The organism is Fictibacillus fluitans (assembly GCF_030418125.1).
Taxonomy (GTDB): domain Bacteria; phylum Bacillota; class Bacilli; order Bacillales; family Fictibacillaceae; genus Fictibacillus_C; species Fictibacillus_C fluitans.
In genome coordinates, this window is sequence record NZ_JAUHTR010000007.1 from 151390 (window position 1) to 171641 (window position 20252).

Annotated in this window: 20 protein-coding genes; 4 read left to right on the top strand and 16 right to left on the bottom strand. The window is 45.8% G+C overall.

The annotated features are described in order from the left end of the window. Window positions 1–108 precede the first annotated feature (108 nt). Window positions 109–486, top strand: a complete 378-nt coding sequence (locus QYB97_RS14400; RefSeq protein ID WP_301166701.1) for a hypothetical protein — start codon at window positions 109–111, stop codon at window positions 484–486. A gap of 56 nt (window positions 487–542) precedes the next feature. Here the strand turns inward: QYB97_RS14400 and QYB97_RS14405 are convergent, their stop codons facing one another. Genes QYB97_RS14405 through QYB97_RS14415 form a run of 3 tightly spaced genes read right to left on the bottom strand, consistent with a single transcriptional unit; the run spans window position 543 to window position 4260 of the window. After that, on the bottom strand, window positions 543–1685 hold the full coding sequence (locus QYB97_RS14405) for a Ger(x)C family spore germination protein (RefSeq protein ID WP_301166702.1): 1143 nt from the start codon (window positions 1683–1685) through the stop codon (window positions 543–545). Next, on the bottom strand, window positions 1682–2782 hold the full coding sequence (locus QYB97_RS14410) for a GerAB/ArcD/ProY family transporter (RefSeq protein ID WP_301166703.1): 1101 nt from the start codon (window positions 2780–2782) through the stop codon (window positions 1682–1684). The genes QYB97_RS14405 and QYB97_RS14410 overlap by 4 nt, the downstream gene beginning before the upstream one ends. Continuing rightward, window positions 2779–4260 carry a spore germination protein gene (locus tag QYB97_RS14415; RefSeq protein WP_301166704.1) on the bottom strand — a complete coding sequence of 494 codons (1482 nt, stop codon included), beginning with the start codon at window positions 4258–4260 and terminating at the stop codon, window positions 2779–2781. Before QYB97_RS14415 ends, QYB97_RS14410 begins: the two co-directional genes overlap by 4 nt. 192 nt (window positions 4261–4452) lie before the next feature. Here QYB97_RS14415 and QYB97_RS14420 point away from each other — a divergent pair, with 192 nt between their 5' ends. The 3 genes from QYB97_RS14420 to QYB97_RS14430 are packed head-to-tail and all read left to right on the top strand — an operon-like array spanning window position 4453 to window position 6863. After that, on the top strand, window positions 4453–5625 hold the full coding sequence (locus tag QYB97_RS14420) for an MFS transporter (protein ID WP_301166705.1): 1173 nt from the start codon (window positions 4453–4455) through the stop codon (window positions 5623–5625). Window positions 5626–5673: 48 nt separating this feature from the next. Beyond that, entirely contained in the window at window positions 5674–6408 is a 735-nt protein-coding gene (locus QYB97_RS14425; RefSeq protein WP_425589809.1) for a threonine/serine exporter family protein, read from the top strand. Window positions 6409–6419: 11 nt separating this feature from the next. After that, a complete protein-coding gene (locus tag QYB97_RS14430) occupies window positions 6420–6863 on the top strand; it encodes a threonine/serine exporter family protein (RefSeq protein ID WP_301166707.1) in 444 nt (147 codons plus the stop codon). Between the two features lie 46 nt (window positions 6864–6909). Here QYB97_RS14430 and QYB97_RS14435 read toward each other — a convergent pair whose 3' ends face one another. The 13 genes from QYB97_RS14435 to QYB97_RS14495 all read right to left on the bottom strand — a co-directional run bounded on the left by QYB97_RS14435 (window position 6910) and on the right by QYB97_RS14495 (window position 20169). Further along, window positions 6910–7440: a chromate transporter gene (locus QYB97_RS14435; protein ID WP_301166708.1), complete on the bottom strand. Its 531-nt coding sequence runs from the start codon at window positions 7438–7440 to the stop codon at window positions 6910–6912. Further along, window positions 7437–8021 (bottom strand): chromate transporter, encoded by a 585-nt coding sequence (locus QYB97_RS14440; RefSeq protein WP_301166709.1) that lies wholly within the window; start codon window positions 8019–8021, stop codon window positions 7437–7439. The genes QYB97_RS14435 and QYB97_RS14440 overlap by 4 nt, the downstream gene beginning before the upstream one ends. A gap of 24 nt (window positions 8022–8045) precedes the next feature. Beyond that, window positions 8046–9590 carry a gamma-glutamyltransferase family protein gene (locus tag QYB97_RS14445; RefSeq protein ID WP_301166803.1) on the bottom strand — a complete coding sequence of 515 codons (1545 nt, stop codon included), beginning with the start codon at window positions 9588–9590 and terminating at the stop codon, window positions 8046–8048. A 107-nt stretch (window positions 9591–9697) separates the two neighbouring features. Further along, window positions 9698–10672, bottom strand: a complete 975-nt coding sequence (locus QYB97_RS14450; RefSeq protein ID WP_301166710.1) for an ABC transporter ATP-binding protein — start codon at window positions 10670–10672, stop codon at window positions 9698–9700. After that, complete coding sequence (locus QYB97_RS14455; protein ID WP_301166711.1) at window positions 10644–11654, bottom strand: ABC transporter ATP-binding protein; 1011 nt, start codon at window positions 11652–11654, stop codon at window positions 10644–10646. Before QYB97_RS14455 ends, QYB97_RS14450 begins: the two co-directional genes overlap by 29 nt. Window positions 11655–11662: 8 nt before the next feature. Further along, on the bottom strand, window positions 11663–13195 hold the full coding sequence (locus QYB97_RS14460; protein WP_301166712.1) for an ABC transporter substrate-binding protein: 1533 nt from the start codon (window positions 13193–13195) through the stop codon (window positions 11663–11665). Window positions 13196–13212: 17 nt separating this feature from the next. After that, window positions 13213–14115 (bottom strand): ABC transporter permease, encoded by a 903-nt coding sequence (locus QYB97_RS14465; protein WP_301166713.1) that lies wholly within the window; start codon window positions 14113–14115, stop codon window positions 13213–13215. Window positions 14116–14131: 16 nt separating this feature from the next. After that, window positions 14132–15073: a nickel ABC transporter permease gene (gene nikB / locus QYB97_RS14470; protein WP_301166714.1), complete on the bottom strand. Its 942-nt coding sequence runs from the start codon at window positions 15071–15073 to the stop codon at window positions 14132–14134. Window positions 15074–15299: 226 nt separating this feature from the next. Further along, window positions 15300–16283, bottom strand: a complete 984-nt coding sequence (locus QYB97_RS14475) for an aldo/keto reductase (RefSeq protein ID WP_301166715.1) — start codon at window positions 16281–16283, stop codon at window positions 15300–15302. A gap of 23 nt (window positions 16284–16306) precedes the next feature. Further along, the gene (locus tag QYB97_RS14480; RefSeq protein WP_356948184.1) at window positions 16307–16903 is read right to left on the bottom strand and encodes a YesL family protein; all 597 of its coding nucleotides are present in this window, start codon (window positions 16901–16903) and stop codon (window positions 16307–16309) included. A gap of 73 nt (window positions 16904–16976) precedes the next feature. Beyond that, complete coding sequence (locus QYB97_RS14485) at window positions 16977–17882, bottom strand: carbohydrate ABC transporter permease (RefSeq protein WP_301166717.1); 906 nt, start codon at window positions 17880–17882, stop codon at window positions 16977–16979. An 18-nt stretch (window positions 17883–17900) separates the two neighbouring features. After that, window positions 17901–18776, bottom strand: a complete 876-nt coding sequence (locus QYB97_RS14490) for a carbohydrate ABC transporter permease (protein ID WP_301166718.1) — start codon at window positions 18774–18776, stop codon at window positions 17901–17903. 82 nt (window positions 18777–18858) lie between these two features. Beyond that, window positions 18859–20169 carry an extracellular solute-binding protein gene (locus tag QYB97_RS14495; RefSeq protein WP_301166719.1) on the bottom strand — a complete coding sequence of 437 codons (1311 nt, stop codon included), beginning with the start codon at window positions 20167–20169 and terminating at the stop codon, window positions 18859–18861. Window positions 20170–20252 lie beyond the last annotated feature (83 nt).

Consider the following 20252-nt stretch of genomic DNA (forward strand, 5'->3'; position numbering starts at 1 on the left):
AAAATATTTTTAAAAATAGAACAGGGGTCTAGTCCACCTTTTGCAGCCCTTCATATGATATCTTAACCGGAATGAAATTCTGGAAATTAAATCAAGGGGGACGCTCTGATGGGCTACGAACCAAAGCACGAAAAACACGAAAAGCATGAAAGCTCTAGCAGCTCTAGCTCTAGCAAATTCTATCGTGTAGAAAAGGCGCACATTCCGCCAACTTACTCCAAAAACGTTAACTACTCTGTTAACTACCAAAAACAATCTGCTGATTACAGCCAGTTGTTAGATGGTGGTGGACAAGGCGGCGGCAAGCACGACGGCGGTAAGCCACCATATGATGGCGGCAAGCACGACGGCGGCAAGAAGAAAAAGTATAAAAAATGCGAGTCTTCCTCTTCTTCCAGCTCTTATTGTTACTACAAAAAGAAGAAGAAGAAAAAGAAACATTGCAAATGCAGAAAGCAATGCGGCTGCTGGGGCTGGGTTTTCTAATCCGTTAGCAGTGAGAAAAAAGAAGGGCACTATTGGTGCTCTTCTTTTTTTGTGTGTCAGTTAATAATTCCGTGCTGTATAATCGTTATTTTAATATCAGGTTCTATGGAAATATTCCGGTAATCCTTTTCCCAATTCATCTGTTTCCAATCCGCATAGTGAAAGGAACGGATCCGCTTGCCGATTCTCAGTTCATCGCAATTGGCTTTTTGTATTTTTGCCAGGGTTTTTTTAGCCAGGGCATTCATTTCTTTGGTCAGTGTTTTATTAAATTCATTCGCTTTCGCGGCGCTGTCCAGATGATCAATGGGCAGTTCATTTACGTTAACATCCATCTCCAATGCCAGTTTAACCCTGACTTTCTGTTCCGGAGATATATCTATTTTCATTTTCCGCTCAATATCATTGACAAGAATTGTGATGTAATTTCGTTCTTTTACCCTTTTTTCATCAGCAATTTTAAAGGTGAACCGGGGATAATCCTGCTTCACTCCATTCATGAGCAGCAGCAGGGTCGATTCTTTTCCGGTTAAAGTTCCAGTCATTTTGTTGTGATGAAACATGGCTGTGCCGATTACTTCCGCACGCTGCTGCTTTTCATTAACCCTCAAGTATGGAAGCAGAAAATCGTTCCCTTCTTCGAACATCAATGTACAAATGGACTGTACGGTTTCAATTTCAAATAAACCGATTGCACTTGTGCTTCGGAGAAGTTCAGGATAATAGATGTCCAGAAGAGTAGAATCCTGAGGCTGGATTTCCAGGCTTTTTTTCGCGCTTCCCTTTACAACCGCTACCATTGCGTTTACCGAACCTCTGGGATCTCTGTAGATCACATCCAGACTTGAATAAATATCTTTTTTTGCCAGCTTTTCGCCGAACAAAAAAACCCGGTTTCTGGACGCATCAAACATTTGTGAAACTTTTTTATCCAAATTAAAACGGGCGTCTCGTGTCGTCACTCCGGTGGAAGAAACGACTACACTTCTTATCATTGAAACAGCATTGGAGCCTTTGTTTACAACCGGATAAACAACCGTGTCTAAAATTTTTCCATTTGCTTCAAGATCCAGCCCTGCCGCCAGAATCAGCCTGGACTCCTTGATCAGGCGCTGGTCCCAGCATCCGGTGAGCAGCACGATGAACATTATCAGTGTACCGAGGAGAAACCATTTCTTTTTCATTTCCGACGTCTTCATGATTGCTGTTTCTCCTTTCGATGAGTAAGCAAAGAGAGAAGTAAAAGCATAACAGGCAGCCCAAATACAAAGATATAACTCAAATACGTAACAAACGTTGTGAACTCGCCAATCTTATAAACACCCTCCGGAATCAGGGAAATGAGAACAGAGGGAATGGCAGCATAAAGGACAAAAGGGGTGTGTTCTTTATTCTTTTTGGAATACGACATCAGCCCTCTTGATGCCGCGAACAAATAGGCCATGTAGGATGTGGCAACTGACACGATCCAAAGAGATAAAAACAATAAATCAATCCTCTCCAGCACTTTAAACGAAAACGATTTAATCATGTATAGCAGCGGCTCAGGAACAAGTTTAAATTCATTGAGTCCAAAAAACAAAATGCAAATCAGTGTTAAAAAGGAATAAAAAATGGTCACCACCGCATTTGAGATACTGGCTGATTTCAGCTTTTTAATGGACGTGGAATTTACATAAGGAGCCACAATGAAATACATCTCAAAACCAAGCATTGAAAAAAGAGCCTTTTCTGTTCCATTGATAATAGGCATAATGCCTTTTTGTCCAATCGGAAGGATATTTAAGTAATCGACTTCAAAGAAGGAATAGATGACAAGCAGCACAAAAATGATCAGCATAAAGGACACAAAAACATAAAATCGCGCTAAAAACTTTACCGGTCCCCTTACTGCATAAATTCCAATCCCCGCCATAAGAACAATCAATAGCCAGCGCGGGGTTAACGGAAGGATCCATATATTGATCATCTCGGCAAACAGAGAGAGAATGCTCGATCCTACCAGTACAAAATAAATAAAATATAAGCCTTTGATAATGCTGCCTATGAAGATTCCAGTCGTGGTATCCAGGATCTCATACAGCGTCATAGACGGAAACCGTTTCATCAGGATCCAAAACAAAATGAGCAGGACCTGCACCACGCAGCCGCCTATTAAAACGGAAATCCAGCCATCATGCCCCGCCTCCGTGTAAATGCTGAACGGCATGGATAAGATCCCTACACCCACTTGTGCCTGAATGATAAGAAAAATGAATTGAAAGGACGTAATCGTATCTTCTTTTTTCAGCTTCATTTTCTCTTCCATCCTTTTGAATTATGCTGCCTCCGGTTCTGCGGCAGCGCATCCATGGCCCGGCTGTTCATCTTCCAAAGCGGAAAACGGATGACGGCATCTTTCAGGCCACTTACGTTCAGTGGCGCAAACGGTGAAAAATATGGTGTGCCGAGAGATTCCAGTTTGCACAGATGAAGCAGAATCACAATCAATCCCATAACAATTCCGAGGAAGCCGAGAAGAGATGCGGCAATCATTAACGGAAAGGTCAAAATCCGTATTGAAGATCCCATTTCATAAGTGGGTACGGTGTATGAAGCAACCGCCGTCACAGCGATCACAATAACCATGACATTGGAAATAAAGCCCGCACTCACTACCGCATCCCCGATGACCAAACCGCCCACAATACCGATGGTCTGGCCAATTGGGGTAGGAAGCCTGACCCCCGCCTCCCGTATGAGTTCAATGGTAAACACCATCACAAATGCCTCAATAATCGGTGGAAACGGTATTCCCTCCAATGACGCTTTTACCGGAAGGATTAATTCGTTCGGAAGGATTTCAAAGTGAAAACCGATAATAGCGATATACACGGCTGGGAGCGTCATGGCCACAAGAAAGCTCACCATTCTGAGCATCCGGAAAAACGATCCGGACAGCACCCTGCTGTTAAAATCATCAGGGGACTGAAAAAAAGAAAGAAACGTAACCGGCAAAATTAAAGCTGTGGCACTTCCCTCCGATAAGACGGCAACTCTTCCGTCCAGTAAATGAGCCATCGTCCGGTCCGGCCGCTCTGTGGGCAGCATTTGCGGAAATGGGGAAAGTGTTTTGTTCTCCAAAAACTCTTCCAAATAGCCCGGGCTAAACGCCATATCGACCGATATCCCTTCAATTCTTCTGAATATCTCTGCCAGCACTTCTTTATTCACAAGATCATCCATATAGACAACGGCCAATTTTGTATTGGAGGTTTGTCCCATTACATACTGTTTAATCACCAAATTTTCATTCTCAAGGCGCTTTCGGATCAATCCGAGATTTTGAGTCAGACTATCCACGAATCCTTCATGGGATCCGCGGACTACCTTTTCGTTGGATGGTTCCTCGGGGGTCCTCGTCAATTGGTTTGTAACATTCACCGCATACATACTGCTCATCCCATCGAGGGTTAACAGACAGGAACCGTTCAGAAGTTTTCCAACTCCCTTATGCAATTCTTCAATGAGTGAAAGCTCCGTATTCGTAATTACCTGCTCAACCGGCTGTGCTTTGTCCATGGCCCTGTTTAAGGGTTCAATCACGCTTTGCTGTATTTTCTCAGTATCCGCGATCGATTCCAGATAGATGATCATTCCTGCAGACTCCTGATAGGTAATCCTTCTGCTCTTTAAATCACTTGTTTCATGGAGGATAGACTGAATAACCCTCAGATTATCATCTGCTACCCTATTTACCGGCTTTGAGTTGTTCTTGCATTGATGGTCCTTCATTGGTTCACCTGCCCTCTAAAGCCTGTTACTTCTATGGTTTAGATTGAACGAAAGAGAGGTTATTTATTCTTTGCCGGAAGTACGTAAAGGTGTAAAATGAGAAAAAGAAAAGTACATATAATGAATAGTTAAAGGCTGTTTCTATGTATAGCATACGTGGAACGTTTTTTTCTTGAAAGGCGGACTTGTTCATTGAATAAAAAAATCATCCTTTATTGTGTAGGGTTTGCTGCATTTTTTGGACCGTTCACTCAAACGATCTACACGCCGATCCTGCCTGAAATTCAGCGTGATTTTCAGACCTCCGGATTTGTTGTGAACCTTACGATCTCTATTTTCACGTTCGTTCTGGCCATGATGCAGATGGTATACGGCCCGCTGACAGATAAGCTCGGACGCCGCAAAATATTGCTGCCGGCCATCTTACTCTATATTGTCGCTTCAGCAGGTGCTGCCCTGTCGACTTCCATTTGGGTTCTGCTCTTTTTCCGTGCGGTTCAGGCAGCGGGCATCGCAGCTGGTTCGGTGGTGGCCACAACGGTCATCGGAGACTTGTTTGAGGGGAAAGCTCTTGGTCGCTCCATGGGAACCTTTCAAACTCTCGTTACGCTCGGACCTGTAATAGGCCCCGTTGTAGGCGGCTTTGTTGGAGGGTATACTGGATATCAGGGAGTTTTCTGGGTGCTTACAGGCACGGGACTGATCATGTTTCTGGCCAATGTCAAGCTACTTCCGGAAACCAAGCCAGAAGGCCCGCAAAAAAAGGGCTTTAGCTTTTCTGATTTTACGATTGTTTTAAAGGATCGGACAGGGCTTGCAGTCATCCTTCTTGGATTTATTCAATACTATTCGTTTTATAATTTCCTGGTTTTTCTTCCTAATCTTTTAGCCTCGTTTTACGGGCTGTCTGCAGGACAAAAAGGCCTTGTTTTTCTTCCCATGTCCCTCTTTCTTGTGATTGGCAGCTTTACCGGAGGACGACTGCAGGAGAAAAGCAACCCGAGAACATTTTTGTTGGTTACTTCGTCATTAAATGTCCTGGCCACCGTTTTATTCGTGATTCTATCGCCGTTGTCACTCACGATGCTGATTATCAGCATCTCACTGTTCGGGTTATGCCTCGGCCTCTCGCTTCCTGTACAGACTACGCTCCTTGCGCGGGCTTTTACGCAAAACCGTGCAACAGCGATTGGTGTCTATAATTTTTTCAGATACCTGGGCATGGCTTCAGGCCCGATTTTCGGTTCTCTTTTTTACCAGCTTGGCAACCGTGTAGAATTTTTGTTTGCAGCCTTTTTGTTTGCTCTGGCTGTTCTCTTTGCCCGCCGCCAGTTTACAAAGACCGACCGCTACCAATTGAACTAATTTGCTGAAAGGGGACTTACATTGACCCAGAATAAGATTGAAGACGTAATGGAAGTCTGCCTTTTGGCGGGCAAGCTCATGCTTGAAAACGGAGCAGAAACCTACCGTGTGGAAGATACCATTACCCGTCTTGCAAAAAATTACGGCATGAGCGCCGCACAGGTTTTTGTTACACCAACAGCAATCATTTTGTCTCTCTTTGAAAAAGGACGCACCATGGATTATACAAAGATTGTAAGAATTGTTGACCGCTCAACCGATTTGCATGTAGTGGTCCTCGTCAATGATCTTTCCAGAAAAGTGGCGAGTGAGTCTCTTTCCTTGGAGACAGCGAGAAAAGAACTTAAAAAAATCGAAAAAACACCCGAGGCCTATTCAGCCTGGGTGCAAATTTTGGCAGCTATTCTCGTCAGCGGCTGTTTTGCGCTCATGTTTCAGGGCAGCTGGAGTGATTTTATGCCGGCGATGGTAGCCGGAGGTGCAGGCTATACTGTTTTTTTGGCAGTCAAACGCTATATATCGGTGCGTTTTTTCTCTGAGCTGCTTGCTGCCTTTGTTATCGGTTTAGTCGCAAAAGTGGCCATAACAACCGGAGTCGGAAGCCAGCTTGATAAAATTATTATCGGGGCTGTCATGCCGCTTGTCCCTGGTGTTTTGATCACCAATGCCGTACGGGATCTGATGGCTGGCCATCTGGTTTCCGGCATCTCCCTTGGTGCAGAAGCCATGCTAACGGCTTTCGCCATCGGAACAGGCATCGCCTTTGTTATTGTAACGCTGTAAGGAGGAACACTATGCATATTTTTGAAGCCATTTGGACCAGCTTTATTGCTTCAGCGGGCTTCGGTATTCTATTTAATGTACCGAAAAAAGCGGTGATACCAGGAGGCATTTGCGGCATGATCGGATGGCTTATCTATGAAGGGATGTCAGGCAACAATCAGTTTGATTTGGTTCTGGCCACCGCACTCGCTTCTTTTGTCGTTGCCACCATCAGCCATCTTTACGCGAGAATGTACCGCATGCCTGTCATTATCTTCAGTGTTTCGGGCATCATTCCCCTTGTTCCTGGAGGCGGGGCATATGATACGATGAGGCAGCTTGTTGAAAATGATTATAATGAAGCGATCCAGCTTGGCTCCCAGACCTTTTTAATTTCCGGAGCAATCGCTTTTGGGCTGGTGCTTGCCGGGACGATCCTGCCCATTATCCTGAGAAGCACAAGAACGGTTAAATAATAACAAAAAGGACATTCTGGTATGAGCAGAATGTCCTTTTTTCGATTTACGCCATAAAAAAGGCTCCATAGCCAATAGCGGCGACGATAATGATAACAGGTGATACCTTAAGTCTTTCCATGAGCAAAAAACTGAGAAGGGCAATGGCCGCTGTCTGTATCCAACCGGACGAAACCACCGATTCCTTGAAAAAGTTGTACGTCATAATGCCAAGGAGTACAGCGATCGTCGGTTTGACAAACAGGGTCATTTTTTTCACCCGCGGTGAGTCCTTGTATTTATAAATCACACCGAGAAACACAATCATCAAAAATAATGAAGGACCAACCGTTGCGAACGTGGCAACGATCGAACCGAGAACGCCTCCCTGCATGTAGCCAATGTAGCCTGCCATCTTGGTGGCAATTGGGCCGGGAAGCGCGTTTCCAAGTGCCAGGACTTCGGTAAACTGATTCACCGTCATCCAGTGGTAACGTCCGACCACCTCATTTTCAACCAATGGAATGGATGAAGGCCCGCCGCCGTATCCCAAAATACCCGGGATAAAGAACGCGAGAAAGATATGCCAAAAAATCATCCCATACCCTCTCCCCTCTTAGCTTCCTCAGCAGATTCTTCCTGTTTCTTTTTATCCGGCTTCAATAGTGCAAACGCCAGCAGAGCGATAATGAGGAAAGCAGGATGAACTCCTAGCACCTGCAATAAAATCACTCCGGCCACAATATGGATCACGCTGAGCTTCATGCCTAGGCCCTTTTTGGAGCTTGAAAAGAACTGCCATGTCAACACAGCCATCATCACGGCCACAACAGGAAGTACACCTTTCGTCATTCCCTGTACCCATGGCTGGTCCTTGTACTGTGCCAATGAAGTAAGAAGCACAATCATGAGGATAATGGTGGGCAGTATAGATGACAAGATAGCAACGAGCATACCCAGGATGCCGGCAACACGGTAGCCGATATAGCCTGCCATCTTCGTATTGATCGGCCCGGGAAGCGCATTTCCAAGCGCCAGGACGTCACCAAATTCTTCATCATTCATCCATTTAAACTTTCCTACCACTTCTTTGTGGACAAGCGGTATGGAGGAAGGTCCTCCTCCATATCCGAGTATGCCAGAACGAAAGAAGGCAATAAATAAATTAAGATATGTCATTTCATCAAATCCTTACACATATTCCTACCAGGCAGCTACCGCTCCATCTGTTCGTCCTTCGGTTCCTCCTGTGAGGACCCCGGTTTCTGAATCTCTCCAGATCATCTGTCCTCGACCGAAAGCTCCGCCGTCCGTCGCAACTTTTACGTCATGGCCTTTTCGAACGAGCTCCTCCGCGATGTGCTGCGGCACTGAGCGTTCGAGAAGAACCTCTTTTCCTTCGATCCATTGCCACCTTGGTGCATCCAGCGAAGACTGTGGATTAAGACCGAAATCAATGGTATTCATTATGACCTGGACATGCCCCTGAGGCTGCATGTATCCTCCCATCACGCCGAACGGGCCGACGGGTTTTTCACCCTTGGTCAGAAAACCCGGGATGATTGTATGGTATGTTCTTTTTCCCGGTCGAAGGCAGTTGTGGTGATCTTCATCCAGGGAAAAATCATGCCCTCTGTTCTGTAGGCCGATTCCAGTACCCGGAACCACAATCCCTGAACCAAAGCCCATATAGTTGCTTTGGATAAAAGAAACCATATTTCCTTCTTCATCGGCCGCTGCCAGATAGACCGTTCCACCCTTTGGCGGTGTACCCGGTTCAGGCAGAAGGGCTTCATCCCCGATCAGCTGACGCCGTTCCTCAGCATATTCCCCGGACAAAAGAGCATCCGCGGTCACCTTCATATGGGTAGTATCTGTTACATATTTTTTGGCATCCATAAAGCTGAGCTTAATGGCTTCGATTTGTTTGTGATAACGCTCTGCGGATTCCGCCTCAGGGAAATCATACTCCTTTAAGAGATTTAATGCCATTAATGCGACAATTCCCTGTCCGTTTGGAGGGATTTCCCAAATCTCATACCCTTTATAGTTTGCTTTGATTGGCTCTACCCATTCCGGATAAAAAGCGGTGAGATCTTCTTTTCTCAAAAATCCGCCCTCCGCTTCGGAAGCAGCACTGATTTGATCGGCAATATTTCCCCGGTAAAACGATTCAGCCTCTGTTTCAGCAATCTCCTTCAGCGTAGCAGCATGTCCCGGAGAACGCCATACTTCCCCGATTTCAGGAGCTCTTCCATTTGGCGCAAAGGTATCAAACCAGCTCTGAAATTCATTCTGCTTTTGCGCCTTCTTGTAGGCCTCGTACCCCTTCTTCCAGTACTTCCCTAAAACTGGTGAAACCGGATATCCTTCTTCTGCATATGTAATGGCGGGCTTCAAGACTTCGGTAAGGGGAAGCTTGCCAAATCGGCGGGATAATTCGGCCCAAGCTGCAGGCGCTCCCGGTACAGTGACGGGCTCCCAGCCAAACTTCGGAATCTTATCATATCCCTTTTGTCTGAGAGCGTCTGCAGAAATTCCCTGCGGTGCCGGCCCGCTGGAATTTAATCCATGAAGTTTTCCTTTTGTCCACACAAGGGCAAAGGCGTCTCCGCCGATTCCATTTGATGTAGGCTCAACAACAGTCAGGCACGCAGCTGTTGCGATCGCAGCATCAATGGCATTACCCCCTTTTTTCAGTATGTCCAGTCCTGCCTGTGCCGCAAGCGGCTGGGAAGTAGCGACCATCCCTTTTTTCCCGTACGTTGCGGAACGCTGGGTGGCATATGGATACCGTTCATGATTAAACAATGTCTTTTCTTCTGTTTTTACAATGGTCTGCTGATTCAAATTGATCACCTCTCGTGGCATGCGATATAATGGCCTTCTTCAATTTCCCGCCACTCCGGACGTTCTGCTGCACAATGGTCTTTTGCAATGGGACAGCGGGTATGGAACGGACATCCTGTTGGCGGGTTTGCAGGACTTGGCAAGTCTCCCTGCAGACGAATCCGGTCCCGCTTCGCCCCCACTACCGGACGGGGAATGGAGGACAGCAGGGCTTCGGTATACGGATGAACCGGATTTTCATAAAGTCTGTCAACCGGGGCAAGCTCCACCATCTGCCCAAGGTACATGACAAGCACCCTGTTGCACAGATGACGTACAACGCCCAGGTCATGCGAAACAAATAAATACGTCAGTTCATGCTTTTTCTGCAGATCCTGAAGCAGCTTAATGACCTGTGCCTGAACGGAAACGTCCAGTGCAGATACAGGTTCATCACAGACAATGAAGGAAGGGTTGATGGCAATGGCGCGTGCGATGCCAATCCTTTGTCTCTGCCCTCCGGAAAACTCATGAGGATACCGGTCAAAATGCTCCTCGGTAAGCCCCACCTCTTTCAACAGGCGAATGGCATTTTCTCTCCGTTCTTTTCCTGAAAGATTTGTATGAATAATAAAAACCTCTTCCAATGCCTCTCCCACCGTTTGTTTCGGATTAAGTGAAGCATACGGATCCTGGAAAATCATCTGCATTTCCTTTTTAAAAGGCTTCAGTTCCTTTTTTGAATAGCCGCTGATGTTGGTTCCATTATAGACCAGGTTTCCTTCAGTAAGCTGCTCAAGACCAAGGATGGTTCTCCCCAGTGTGGATTTTCCGCAGCCGGATTCACCGACCACACCAAGTGTTTCTCCTTTTAAAATATCCACGGAGATGCCATCCACCGCTTTTACATGGTTCTTGATACGGCGGAGGATTCCTCCCTTTACAGGATAATACTTCTTTACACCTTTCACGCTATACAGTACTTGCGCGCTGCCCGCCATGTTGCCTTACCTCCTCGTCTTCCATCAGCCAGCATCTGGCACTGTGTGTTGGTGCAGCCTGAAATGCGTCGGGTGAAACCGACCGGCACTTTTCCATGGCATGCGGACACCTTGGATGAAACCTGCAGCCGGAAATTTTCTCGCTTAGCAGCGGCAGCGTGCCCGCGATCGGATTCAAGTGAAAATCGGGATCATCCACATTCGGGACGGATGACAGTAATCCCCTAGTATACGGATGCTGCGGGTTATTGAAAATCTCGCTGACGGTGCCATTTTCTATAATTTCCCCGGCATACATGACAATGACACGGTCGGCAATCTCAGCCACTACGCCCATATCGTGAGTAATCATGATCAGACTCATATTAAAATCCCGCTTCAAATCATTAAGCAAATCGATAATTTGCGCCTGGATGGTAACGTCAAGAGCCGTTGTTGGCTCATCTGCAACCAACAGCTTTGGATTGCATGAAAGAGCGATGGCAATCATCACCCGCTGGCGCATTCCTCCGCTCAGCTCATGGGGATACTGGTTCATCCGGGATGCAGGAGCCGGGATTCCCACTCGTTTTAACAGTTCGATTCCTTTTTGGTGAGCCTCTTTTTTTGACAGCTTCTGATGGATCATTAATGGTTCCCGAATCTGATAGCCTACTGTAAAAACGGGATTCAAGGCGGTCATCGGCTCCTGGAAAATCATTGAGATGTCATTGCCTCTAAGCTTTCTCAGTTCCTCCTGCTTCAGCGAAAGCAGGTTTTTATTTTCAAACGTAATCGAGCCCTCGGTCACCTTTCCATTGGAAGGGAGCAGGCCCATGATGGAAAGGGCCGTAATGCTTTTGCCGCAGCCCGACTCTCCCACAATGCACAGGGTCTCCCCCTTTTTTACCGAAAAGGAGGCACCTCGGACGGCGGGCAAAAGACCGTCCTTGGTTTTGAATGCAGTAACCATGCTGTTGACGCTTAATATAGATTCACTCATGTAAGTTCCTACTCTCTGTGAACATTGTATAAGGACCACTGTCCAGTAGGTTCGATTTCAAACCCTTTCACTGATTTATCATAGGCGGCTGAAGCCACCCCGTGATAGATTGGGAATACAGGCAGCTGAGTCATGACCAGCTGATCCGCCTTTTTCAGAAGGTCTTTTCTTTGCTGCTCATCAATGGTTGTTCGGGATTCTTCAATCAGTTTATCAAGCTTGGCGTTCTTATAGCGGCTCAGATTGGTTACATCCACATTATCAGAGTGAAGACGCGGATAGAGAAGCTCACTGCCGTCAGCGGTTACATTGGACCAGCCGGCAATGGTAATATCAAAGTCTCCTTTTTTGGAAACATCAAGGTAAGTGCCCCATTCAAGCGTTTCGATTTTCGCATTGATGCCAACCTCTTTTAATTGGGACTGAATGACTTCAGCCATGCTCATATAGCTGGCCGTATTTGCCACAAGCAGCTTAACCGTTTTATTTCCAAACCCTTTTTCTTTTACCAGCTTTTTGGCTTTTTGCTGGTCAAACGTCGGACCTGAATCCCCACTGTGTCCAAACACTTCCGGACCGATATATGAGTTGGAATATACTCCGAGTCCATTCAGCTTTTTCAAATAACTCTTTGTATCGATCGCCTCAGCCACTGCCTGGCGGAAGGCAAGATTCTTCATCGGGCTTTTATCCATGTTAAAGGCAAGGTAATAAACAGGCGTTCCTTCCTTCTTCTGGACTTCAACATTTTTCATTTTTTCAATACGGGGCATCAACTCGGTTGTCAAGCCGTCAAGCAGCTGTACCTTTCCCGTTTGTAGCATGGAAACGGCGGTAGTGATTTCCGGCACCACTTTAAATGTTACCTGATCAAGCTTGGCCGGCTTCTTCCAATACTTCTTATTTTTCACAAGAACGATGTCTTCTCCATTTTCTTTTTTAGAAAACTTGAACGGGCCTGTACCAACAGGCTGGGTCATCAGATCCTGCTTTTTGTCAGCCGTTGGAGAAACGATCGCTGCATTGCTGTGTGTTAAAGCGGCAAGCATCGGGCCATATGGCTTGTCTGTTTTTAAAATAACCGTGTTATCATCTGGTGCTTCAATCGATTTTACCGGCTCGAGAAGCGAAGCGCGCGGTGCCGCCGTCTTTGGATCTTTCAGCTTATCGAACGTGTACTTTACCGCTTCAGCATTAAACGGCGTTCCATCCTGGAATTTAATGTTCTTTTTCAGCTTGATTTTCCATGTGTTTTTATCCGGATTTTCATAGGATTCAGCAAGCTGCGGAACGATCTTTCCTGTTTTGATATCCCTCACAAAAAGTGTTTCGTAGATTTGCTCAATCACGCTGGATGATACGGAATCATTCGTAAGAATCGGAGACAGCCCTACCACTTTTGATGTGGTTGCATACGTGATTTCCTGCTTTCCATCGCTTGTTCCCCCGGAAGATGATTTGCTCGAGCAGCCTGATAATGCAAGGCTTGCCGCAAGCACCCCTACTCCGATCCATGATGCCAGCTTGTTTCCTTTACCCATTTGTTTACTCCCCCTTTTTACTTGTCCAGGTTCATGCCTGGATCGAGTGCATCTCTCAATGCATCGCCTACCACATTAAAAGCGAAAACAACCAGCATAATGGCAATGCCGGGTATGATGATCATGTGTGGTGAAGACCACATAAAATCCTGTCCGGCAGCAATCATCGCTCCCCATTCAGGTGTCGGAGGCTGCGCTCCAAGTCCCAGAAAGCTTAATGAAGCGGTGGATAGAATAGCGGTGGCCATTCTCATGGTGGCAAAAACGATGATGGGTGCCGTGCAGTTTGGCAGCACATGCTTAAAGAGAATTCTCCCATCGCTCGCCCCCAATGATTTCATGGCCATAATGTACTCTTGTTTTTTTACGGAAAGAACACTTCCCCGTACAATTCGCGCACAGGTTGGAATCGACCAGATGCTGATGGCAATGACCACGTTCACGAGGCTCGTGCCCAGAATCGCGATAATAAGCATGGCAAGGAGGATTCCCGGAAAGGCAAACAGCAGATCAACAAACCGCATGATAATCCCATCAAGTCTACGGTAATAACCCGCCAAGAGACCAAGCACAACTCCTCCTATGAGTCCGAGGCTGACCGCCCCCAGCCCGACAAATAAGGAAATTCTGGCTCCGTACACGAGACGGCTCCATATATCTCGTCCATAGTTGTCGGTACCCATCCAGTGGCCGTCCGTGCCAGGAGGCAGCTCGCTCAATGCAAGGTTTTGCTTATTCGGGTCATAATCTACGAGAATAGGTGCAGCCACTGTCATGATGAGCTGAAGCGCTATGATAACAAGGCCGACAATGGCCATTTTATTTTTAAGCAGCCTCTTCCACGTTTTCACGAAGTTCTTTTCTCTTTTTTTGTCTCTGGAAGCGGAGGCAATTGAAGCAGTTACTGTTTCAGTCGACATCCCTTTCACCCTCTTTCTATTCGTAGCTGATTCTTGGATCAATGAAGGCATATACAATATCCACAATCAGGTTCACAAGCACAAACAGCGTAGCTACCAGCAGAACCGCTCCCTGCACCATGGGGAAATCTCTGGCTGCGATGGATTCAATCATCAGCCTTCCGACTCCATTGATAGCGAAGACCTGCTCTGTAATGATCGTTCCACCGAGCAGAAACCCGAAGTTCAGCCCGATGACAGTGATTACCGGAATCATCGCGTTTCGCAGGCAATGCAGCATAATGACCGATTTTTCACGGACACCCTTTGCTCTTGCTGTTCTGACATAGTCAGCCCGTATGACCTCAAGCATGGCGGAACGGCTCATGCGGGCAATCATGGCTGCCGAACCGGTACCAAGCGTGAGAGCCGGCAAAATGAGCTGTTTCATTCCTTCAATGGTCCAGAACGGCTCGGTCAGCCCTCCTACCGGAAGCCACTGCAAGTTCACCGCAAAGATTAAGATAAGAACGGCGCCAAGCCAGAAGTTCGGAATCGAAATCCCGCCCAGAGCGATGATGGTGCTTAATGCATCAAACAGTGAATTATGTTTAAGAGCCGAGATGATTCCGGCCGTTACCCCGATAACCACGGCAACAATGATGCTCGCAATCGCCAGATTCAGCGTATTTGGAAACCGCTGGGTCAACGCTTCAGTGACCGATTGCTTGGTCTGATAGGAGAATCCCAGGTCCCCGGTAAACACCCCTTTCAGGTAGTCCCAATACTGCACAAGGATCGGTTTGTTCAACCCAAGGTTTTCCTGAATGGCTTTAATATCTGCCTTTGATGCCGTCGGACCGCCAATGATGCTGGCAGGATCGCCGGGAGCGATATGCATGCTCAGAAAAACAATGAAAGAAATACCGATCAACAGCAATAACAGCTGTATAAACCGTTGAACAATTAAACCAGCCAACTGTAAGCCCCCTTCTAACATTCGTTTATAAAAAATAGAACTAAATTACGTTTGTTAGCCAAAAATAGATTTTATATTTACAAACGTCATTGTATTGTTTTAGATTATAAAATAAATTCTGAATATTTTCTACATAATTTTGCAAATTTCTTGAATATTTTTTCAGGCGGGCAAATAAAAAAACACCCCCTGAAAAAGGAAGTGTTTAAGCAAATAATTTTCAGGCTTAATAAGGCCCTCTGATAAACTGCTTAACGTCCGTTTCATAAAAACTTCTGATGCGCTCAAGCTCTTCTTGGGAAAACGGGTGTGTATCGATTGCCTGAAGATTCTGCCCGATCTGCCTCTCATTTCTGAAGCCGGGAATCACACAAGTCACCTCTGGCTGATCCATTATCCACCGAAGAGCCGCACTTGCCATGGACGGCCTTCCATCCGCAATCCACTTCAGCTGATCAGAGAGTTCCACTCCTTTATCAAAACCAAGTCCTGCAAAGGTTTCGCCCACATTAAACGCTTCCCCGTTTTCATTAAAGTTTCGGTGATCGTCCTCTTCAAACACATGGCCTTTTTCATATTTGCCCGTAAGCAGCCCGCTGGCAAGCGGAAGCCTCACCAATATGCCGACTTGCTTGCTTGCAGCCTGTGGAAACAAAGCTTCGAGCGGCTTTTGGCGGAACATATTAAAAATCACCTGAAGACTGGAAACATTGGGATGCTCAAGGCATATAAGCCCTTCTTCTACCGTTTCCACACTGACTCCATAATTCCGGACTTTTCCTTCCTGCTTTAGCCTGTCGAGCACATCAAATACCTGACCGTCCCTTAGAATTTCGGTAGCCGGGCAATGAATCTGGTATAGGTCGATCGCTTCACGGCCCAGCCTTCTCAGGCTGTCCTCACAATACGCCTTGACTCTTTCATAGGAATAGTTTTCAGGAGAATGGATGTTTCCCTGCCTGCAAAATTTCGTGGCGATATAAATCTGATCCTCTTTTCCTTTTGTCGCCTTTGCCAGCAGTTCTTCACTGTGGCCGTCGCCATATACATCCGCCGTATCAAAAAAATTCACACCCTGAGATATGGCATAATCCAATGCTTTTAACGCATCCTCGTCATTCGTATGTCCCCAGGATCCGCCAATGGCCCATGTACCAAAGCTTACTTCACTTACCTTCATTCCGGTGTTTCCCAATTCTCGGTAATTCATTGCACACGCTCCTTTTCAATTAATTATCTGTGTCCTGGTGCTGTTCTGCTCAACTGCAGCCGTTTCATACGGTTAAATCCATGCTGGCCGCCTATCATGATCAAAATGGCAGGCGATACGGCACCGAAGAAAGGGGAAAATCCGGGATAGCTGATTTGAAGATAAATCAGGGCCCCCAGACCCACTGCCATGAAAAAAGCTGCGTGCAGGTTCATCATCCCGATCAGGAACGCTGTTTTTATGTAGCCGCACAAACCCAGCTCGTAATGAACAAAAACAGGAAAAAAGAACAGGACGGTCAGGATATAACAGAACAGGAAGAGCAGCAGGAGTGCCGCTGCAGTAATTCGCACAGCACCGCTCGCCGATAACAGAAAGTGATAATCTGTATACAGAAGAATTCCACAAACCACCAAAAGCAAACCTGCGAGATTGGAAGTTTTGAATTCTTTTTTAAAGTGGTGAAGAAAAGTGGCCCAAAGAGGAAACTCCTCTTTCATCAGCCACTTCCTTGCGATGGCAAACAATGCCGCAGTTGCCGGCATCACTCCGAAAACACCAAGCCCGGCTGGGTGAAAAGTATCCATAACAAGTTGGCATACGCAATTCTCGCAATCCATTCACAGTAGTTGAATAACCTTCCGGCAGCCCATTGCAGCATATCTTACACCCTTCCTGTTTCTTTTTATCCGCTTACCCTTTAACCGATCCTGCTGCAATTCCTTCTACGATTCTGTTGCTCAAAAGAAGAAAGGCAATCAGAATTGGCAGAATGCAGATCACAAGCGTGGCACCTATTGCTCCCCAGTCCGTTGTGTACTGGCCAATAAAGTTTTGAATGCCAACGGTCATTGTTTTTAAAGAGTCTGAACTGATAAAGGTGTTCACGAACACAAACTCATTCCAGTTGTAGATCATGTTGATAATCGCAGCCGTTGCTATCACCGGCGACGTCATTGGCAGCGTAATTTTAAAGAAGATGTGGTGAATGTTCGCTCCATCCATAACGGCGGCTTCTTCCACTTCGCGTGGCAGCGCCTCATAAAAGCCAAGTAAAATCATGATGGTTATTGGCAGGTTAAAGGCAGTATAGGAAAGAATGACAGACAGCGCATTATCAATCAGGCCGATCTTCGTAAATGTGCTGAACAGCGGGATAATGGTGGAATGGGCAGGAATCATTAAACCGACCATGAAAATGCCTAAAACCAGCCTGCTTCCTTTCCATTTCATGCGTGTAATCGCAAATGTCACCATACTGGCGAGCACAATCGTAAGAATAACAGCCGAAACCGTATAGGTTAAACTATTAAAAAAGTACTGGCTGATGTTTCCTTCCGTCCACACCTTTACATAGTTTTCCCAATGCGGGGTTTTAGGAAGGGCAAATGGAGATAGATTAAATACTTCCTGATTGTTTTTTAACGAAAACAGGACGAGCCAGACAATCGGGAATAGTTGAAAAACGGCGACAAGGCCAAGAAACAAGTATAGTAATCCATAACCGGAGATGTTCCACAGCGAAAATTTGGCCGTTTGTTTCTTTTTCTCAGTCAGTCTTACCGCTGTTCCGGAATTTTTCACACTTTCCAGTTCCATCTCGATTCTCCTTTCATGTTAATAGATTTCTTTATCCGCTTCGGTCAATTTCCTGATTCCATACGTTACGACGAGACAAATTACAAGAAGGAAAAAGCCGATGGCACTGGCATAACCAAAATCAAATTCTTTGAATGCTTTGGAATACATATAGGAGGCCATCACTTCACTGGCGCCATTCGGCCCCCCGTTTGTCATGACATAGATCAAATCGAAATATTTCAATGAACCAACTACCGCCAGGACAATGGTGACTTTGATGACATTCATGATCAAAGGCATCTTGATCTGCAGCGCAATTTGCCACGGCTTCGCTCCGTCAATCCTCGCTGCCTCAATGAGTTCTTCAGGGATATTTTTAAGGGCCGCATAATAAATCAGGATATAAAAGCCGGCGTACTGCCAGATAATCGGAATAATGATCGCATAGAGTGCAAGTTTCGGATCTGCAAGCCAGGACGGAGGATCACTTACCCCAAGCGCCATGAGAACCTTGTTCAGAATCCCGTTATTCGGGTTGTAAATTTTCAGCCATAGCTGGGCAATGGCAACCGACGCAAGCAGCATCGGAATCAAGTAAATTTTTCTTAGTAAATCCACACCTTTTACTTTTCCTGCAAGAATGATAGAAATAAAAAGGTAGCCTGCTAAACTGATGGTAGAAAATAAAGCCAGCAAAAATGAGTGATAGGCGCTTTTCCAAAAAAGCGTATCCTTAATGAGCTGTGCATAGTTGTCAAAACCGATAAATTCCTTTACTCCGATTCCTGTCCATTTCATCATTCCAAAATAACCAGTCTGAATGATAGGGATATAAATTAAGGCCAGCAGCAGAAAGAATGCCGGAGCCACGTAAATGATAATCGCTTTTTTATTTGACATCACTTTATTCAAAACAGATCTCTCCTTTCCTGATGCAGATAAGAAAAAAGGGGCATATCCTTTTTCTCTGATATGCCCTTTTTCGTCATCATCCTTATTTGCCTGTATCCTTCTTCAGTGCCTCTTCATGCCCTTTTGCAAAGGCTTTCGGCTTAACTTCCTGTCCGAACAGCGACTGGATAAGATTCAAATGAGTTTCTGCCACAGAGGCACTCATCTGAACATCCGCAAACAGTGTCAGATTGCTCGCATGGTTAAGTTCGTTCAGTACGTCCACATACAGCTTTGGAAGCTCGACTTTAGAGGTATCGACTTTCGTTGCAGGAATAACACCCGCTTTTTCCACTGACTGTTCTCCCCACTTCTCCACGAAAAACTTCACAAACTCTTTGGATTCTTTCTTCACCTTGGAATTTTGAGAAACGAAGAGTCCTACACCAGGCCCTCCTACCCAGCTGTTGATATTGCCTTTGCCGCCTTCAACGGTTGGGAATTTAAAGAAGCCAGTATTGTCACGGAATGATTTTGGAACATCTTCATTCGTTGTTAAATTCGGAAGCTCCCATGTTCCCATAAGGTACATAGCCGCTTTGCCGTTGTAGAATTCTGATTTGCCTTCATCGTTGGACAATCCGTTGAAGCCCTTAATGAACGCGTCTTCCTTTACAAGCTTTTGCACATCATCTGCAGCAGCAACAAGCGACTTATCTTCAAAGGTTCCTTTTCGGTTAATCGCATTTGTCAGTGTATCCGGTCCTCCGATTCGATCGGCCAGATACATGTACCACAGGGAGCCTGTCCATCTGTCTTTGTTTCCAAGAGCGATCGGTGCGACGCCATTGCTTCTCAGTGTTTTGACAACCTGCTGAAATTCGCTGTACGTCTTTGGAATCTGAAGGTTATATTTTTTGAAAATGGCTTTGTTGTAGTAGATCGGAGCAATGTTCAGCTCCAATGGAAGACCGTAAGTTTTATTGTCAATCGCATATGCCTCAGTGGTTCCCTTTACAAAAGAGTTCTTCAAGTTTCCGTCAAGAACATCATCAAGCGGTGCAAAGAGTTTTCCTTTTACAAACGGAGTCATATATCCGGCGGCCCACGTAAAGCCTACATCCGGCAGTTCATTGGAAGAAGAAAGCACTTTCATTTTATTTTTGTATTGCTCGTTCTCCAGGATTTCCACCTGAACCTTTACGTCTTTATGCTTTGCCTCAAATTGTTTGATAATATCCTGTACAATCATATTTTGAGGTTTGGCGCTTCCTGCTGGCCATAAGTGCATAAATTTAATGACTTTCTTGTTACCCCCGTCACTTCCTGCACTCTCTGAGCCCGAACAGCCCGTTAAAGCAACTGTCAGAATGAGCAGTACAGCAAGCCAAACAGCATGCGATTTTTTTAACATTTTATTGATCCCCCTGCATCATGTATTCGCTTACATTTATGATTTTACCAGCAAAAAAAAGAAGCTGTAAGGTAACAGCCATT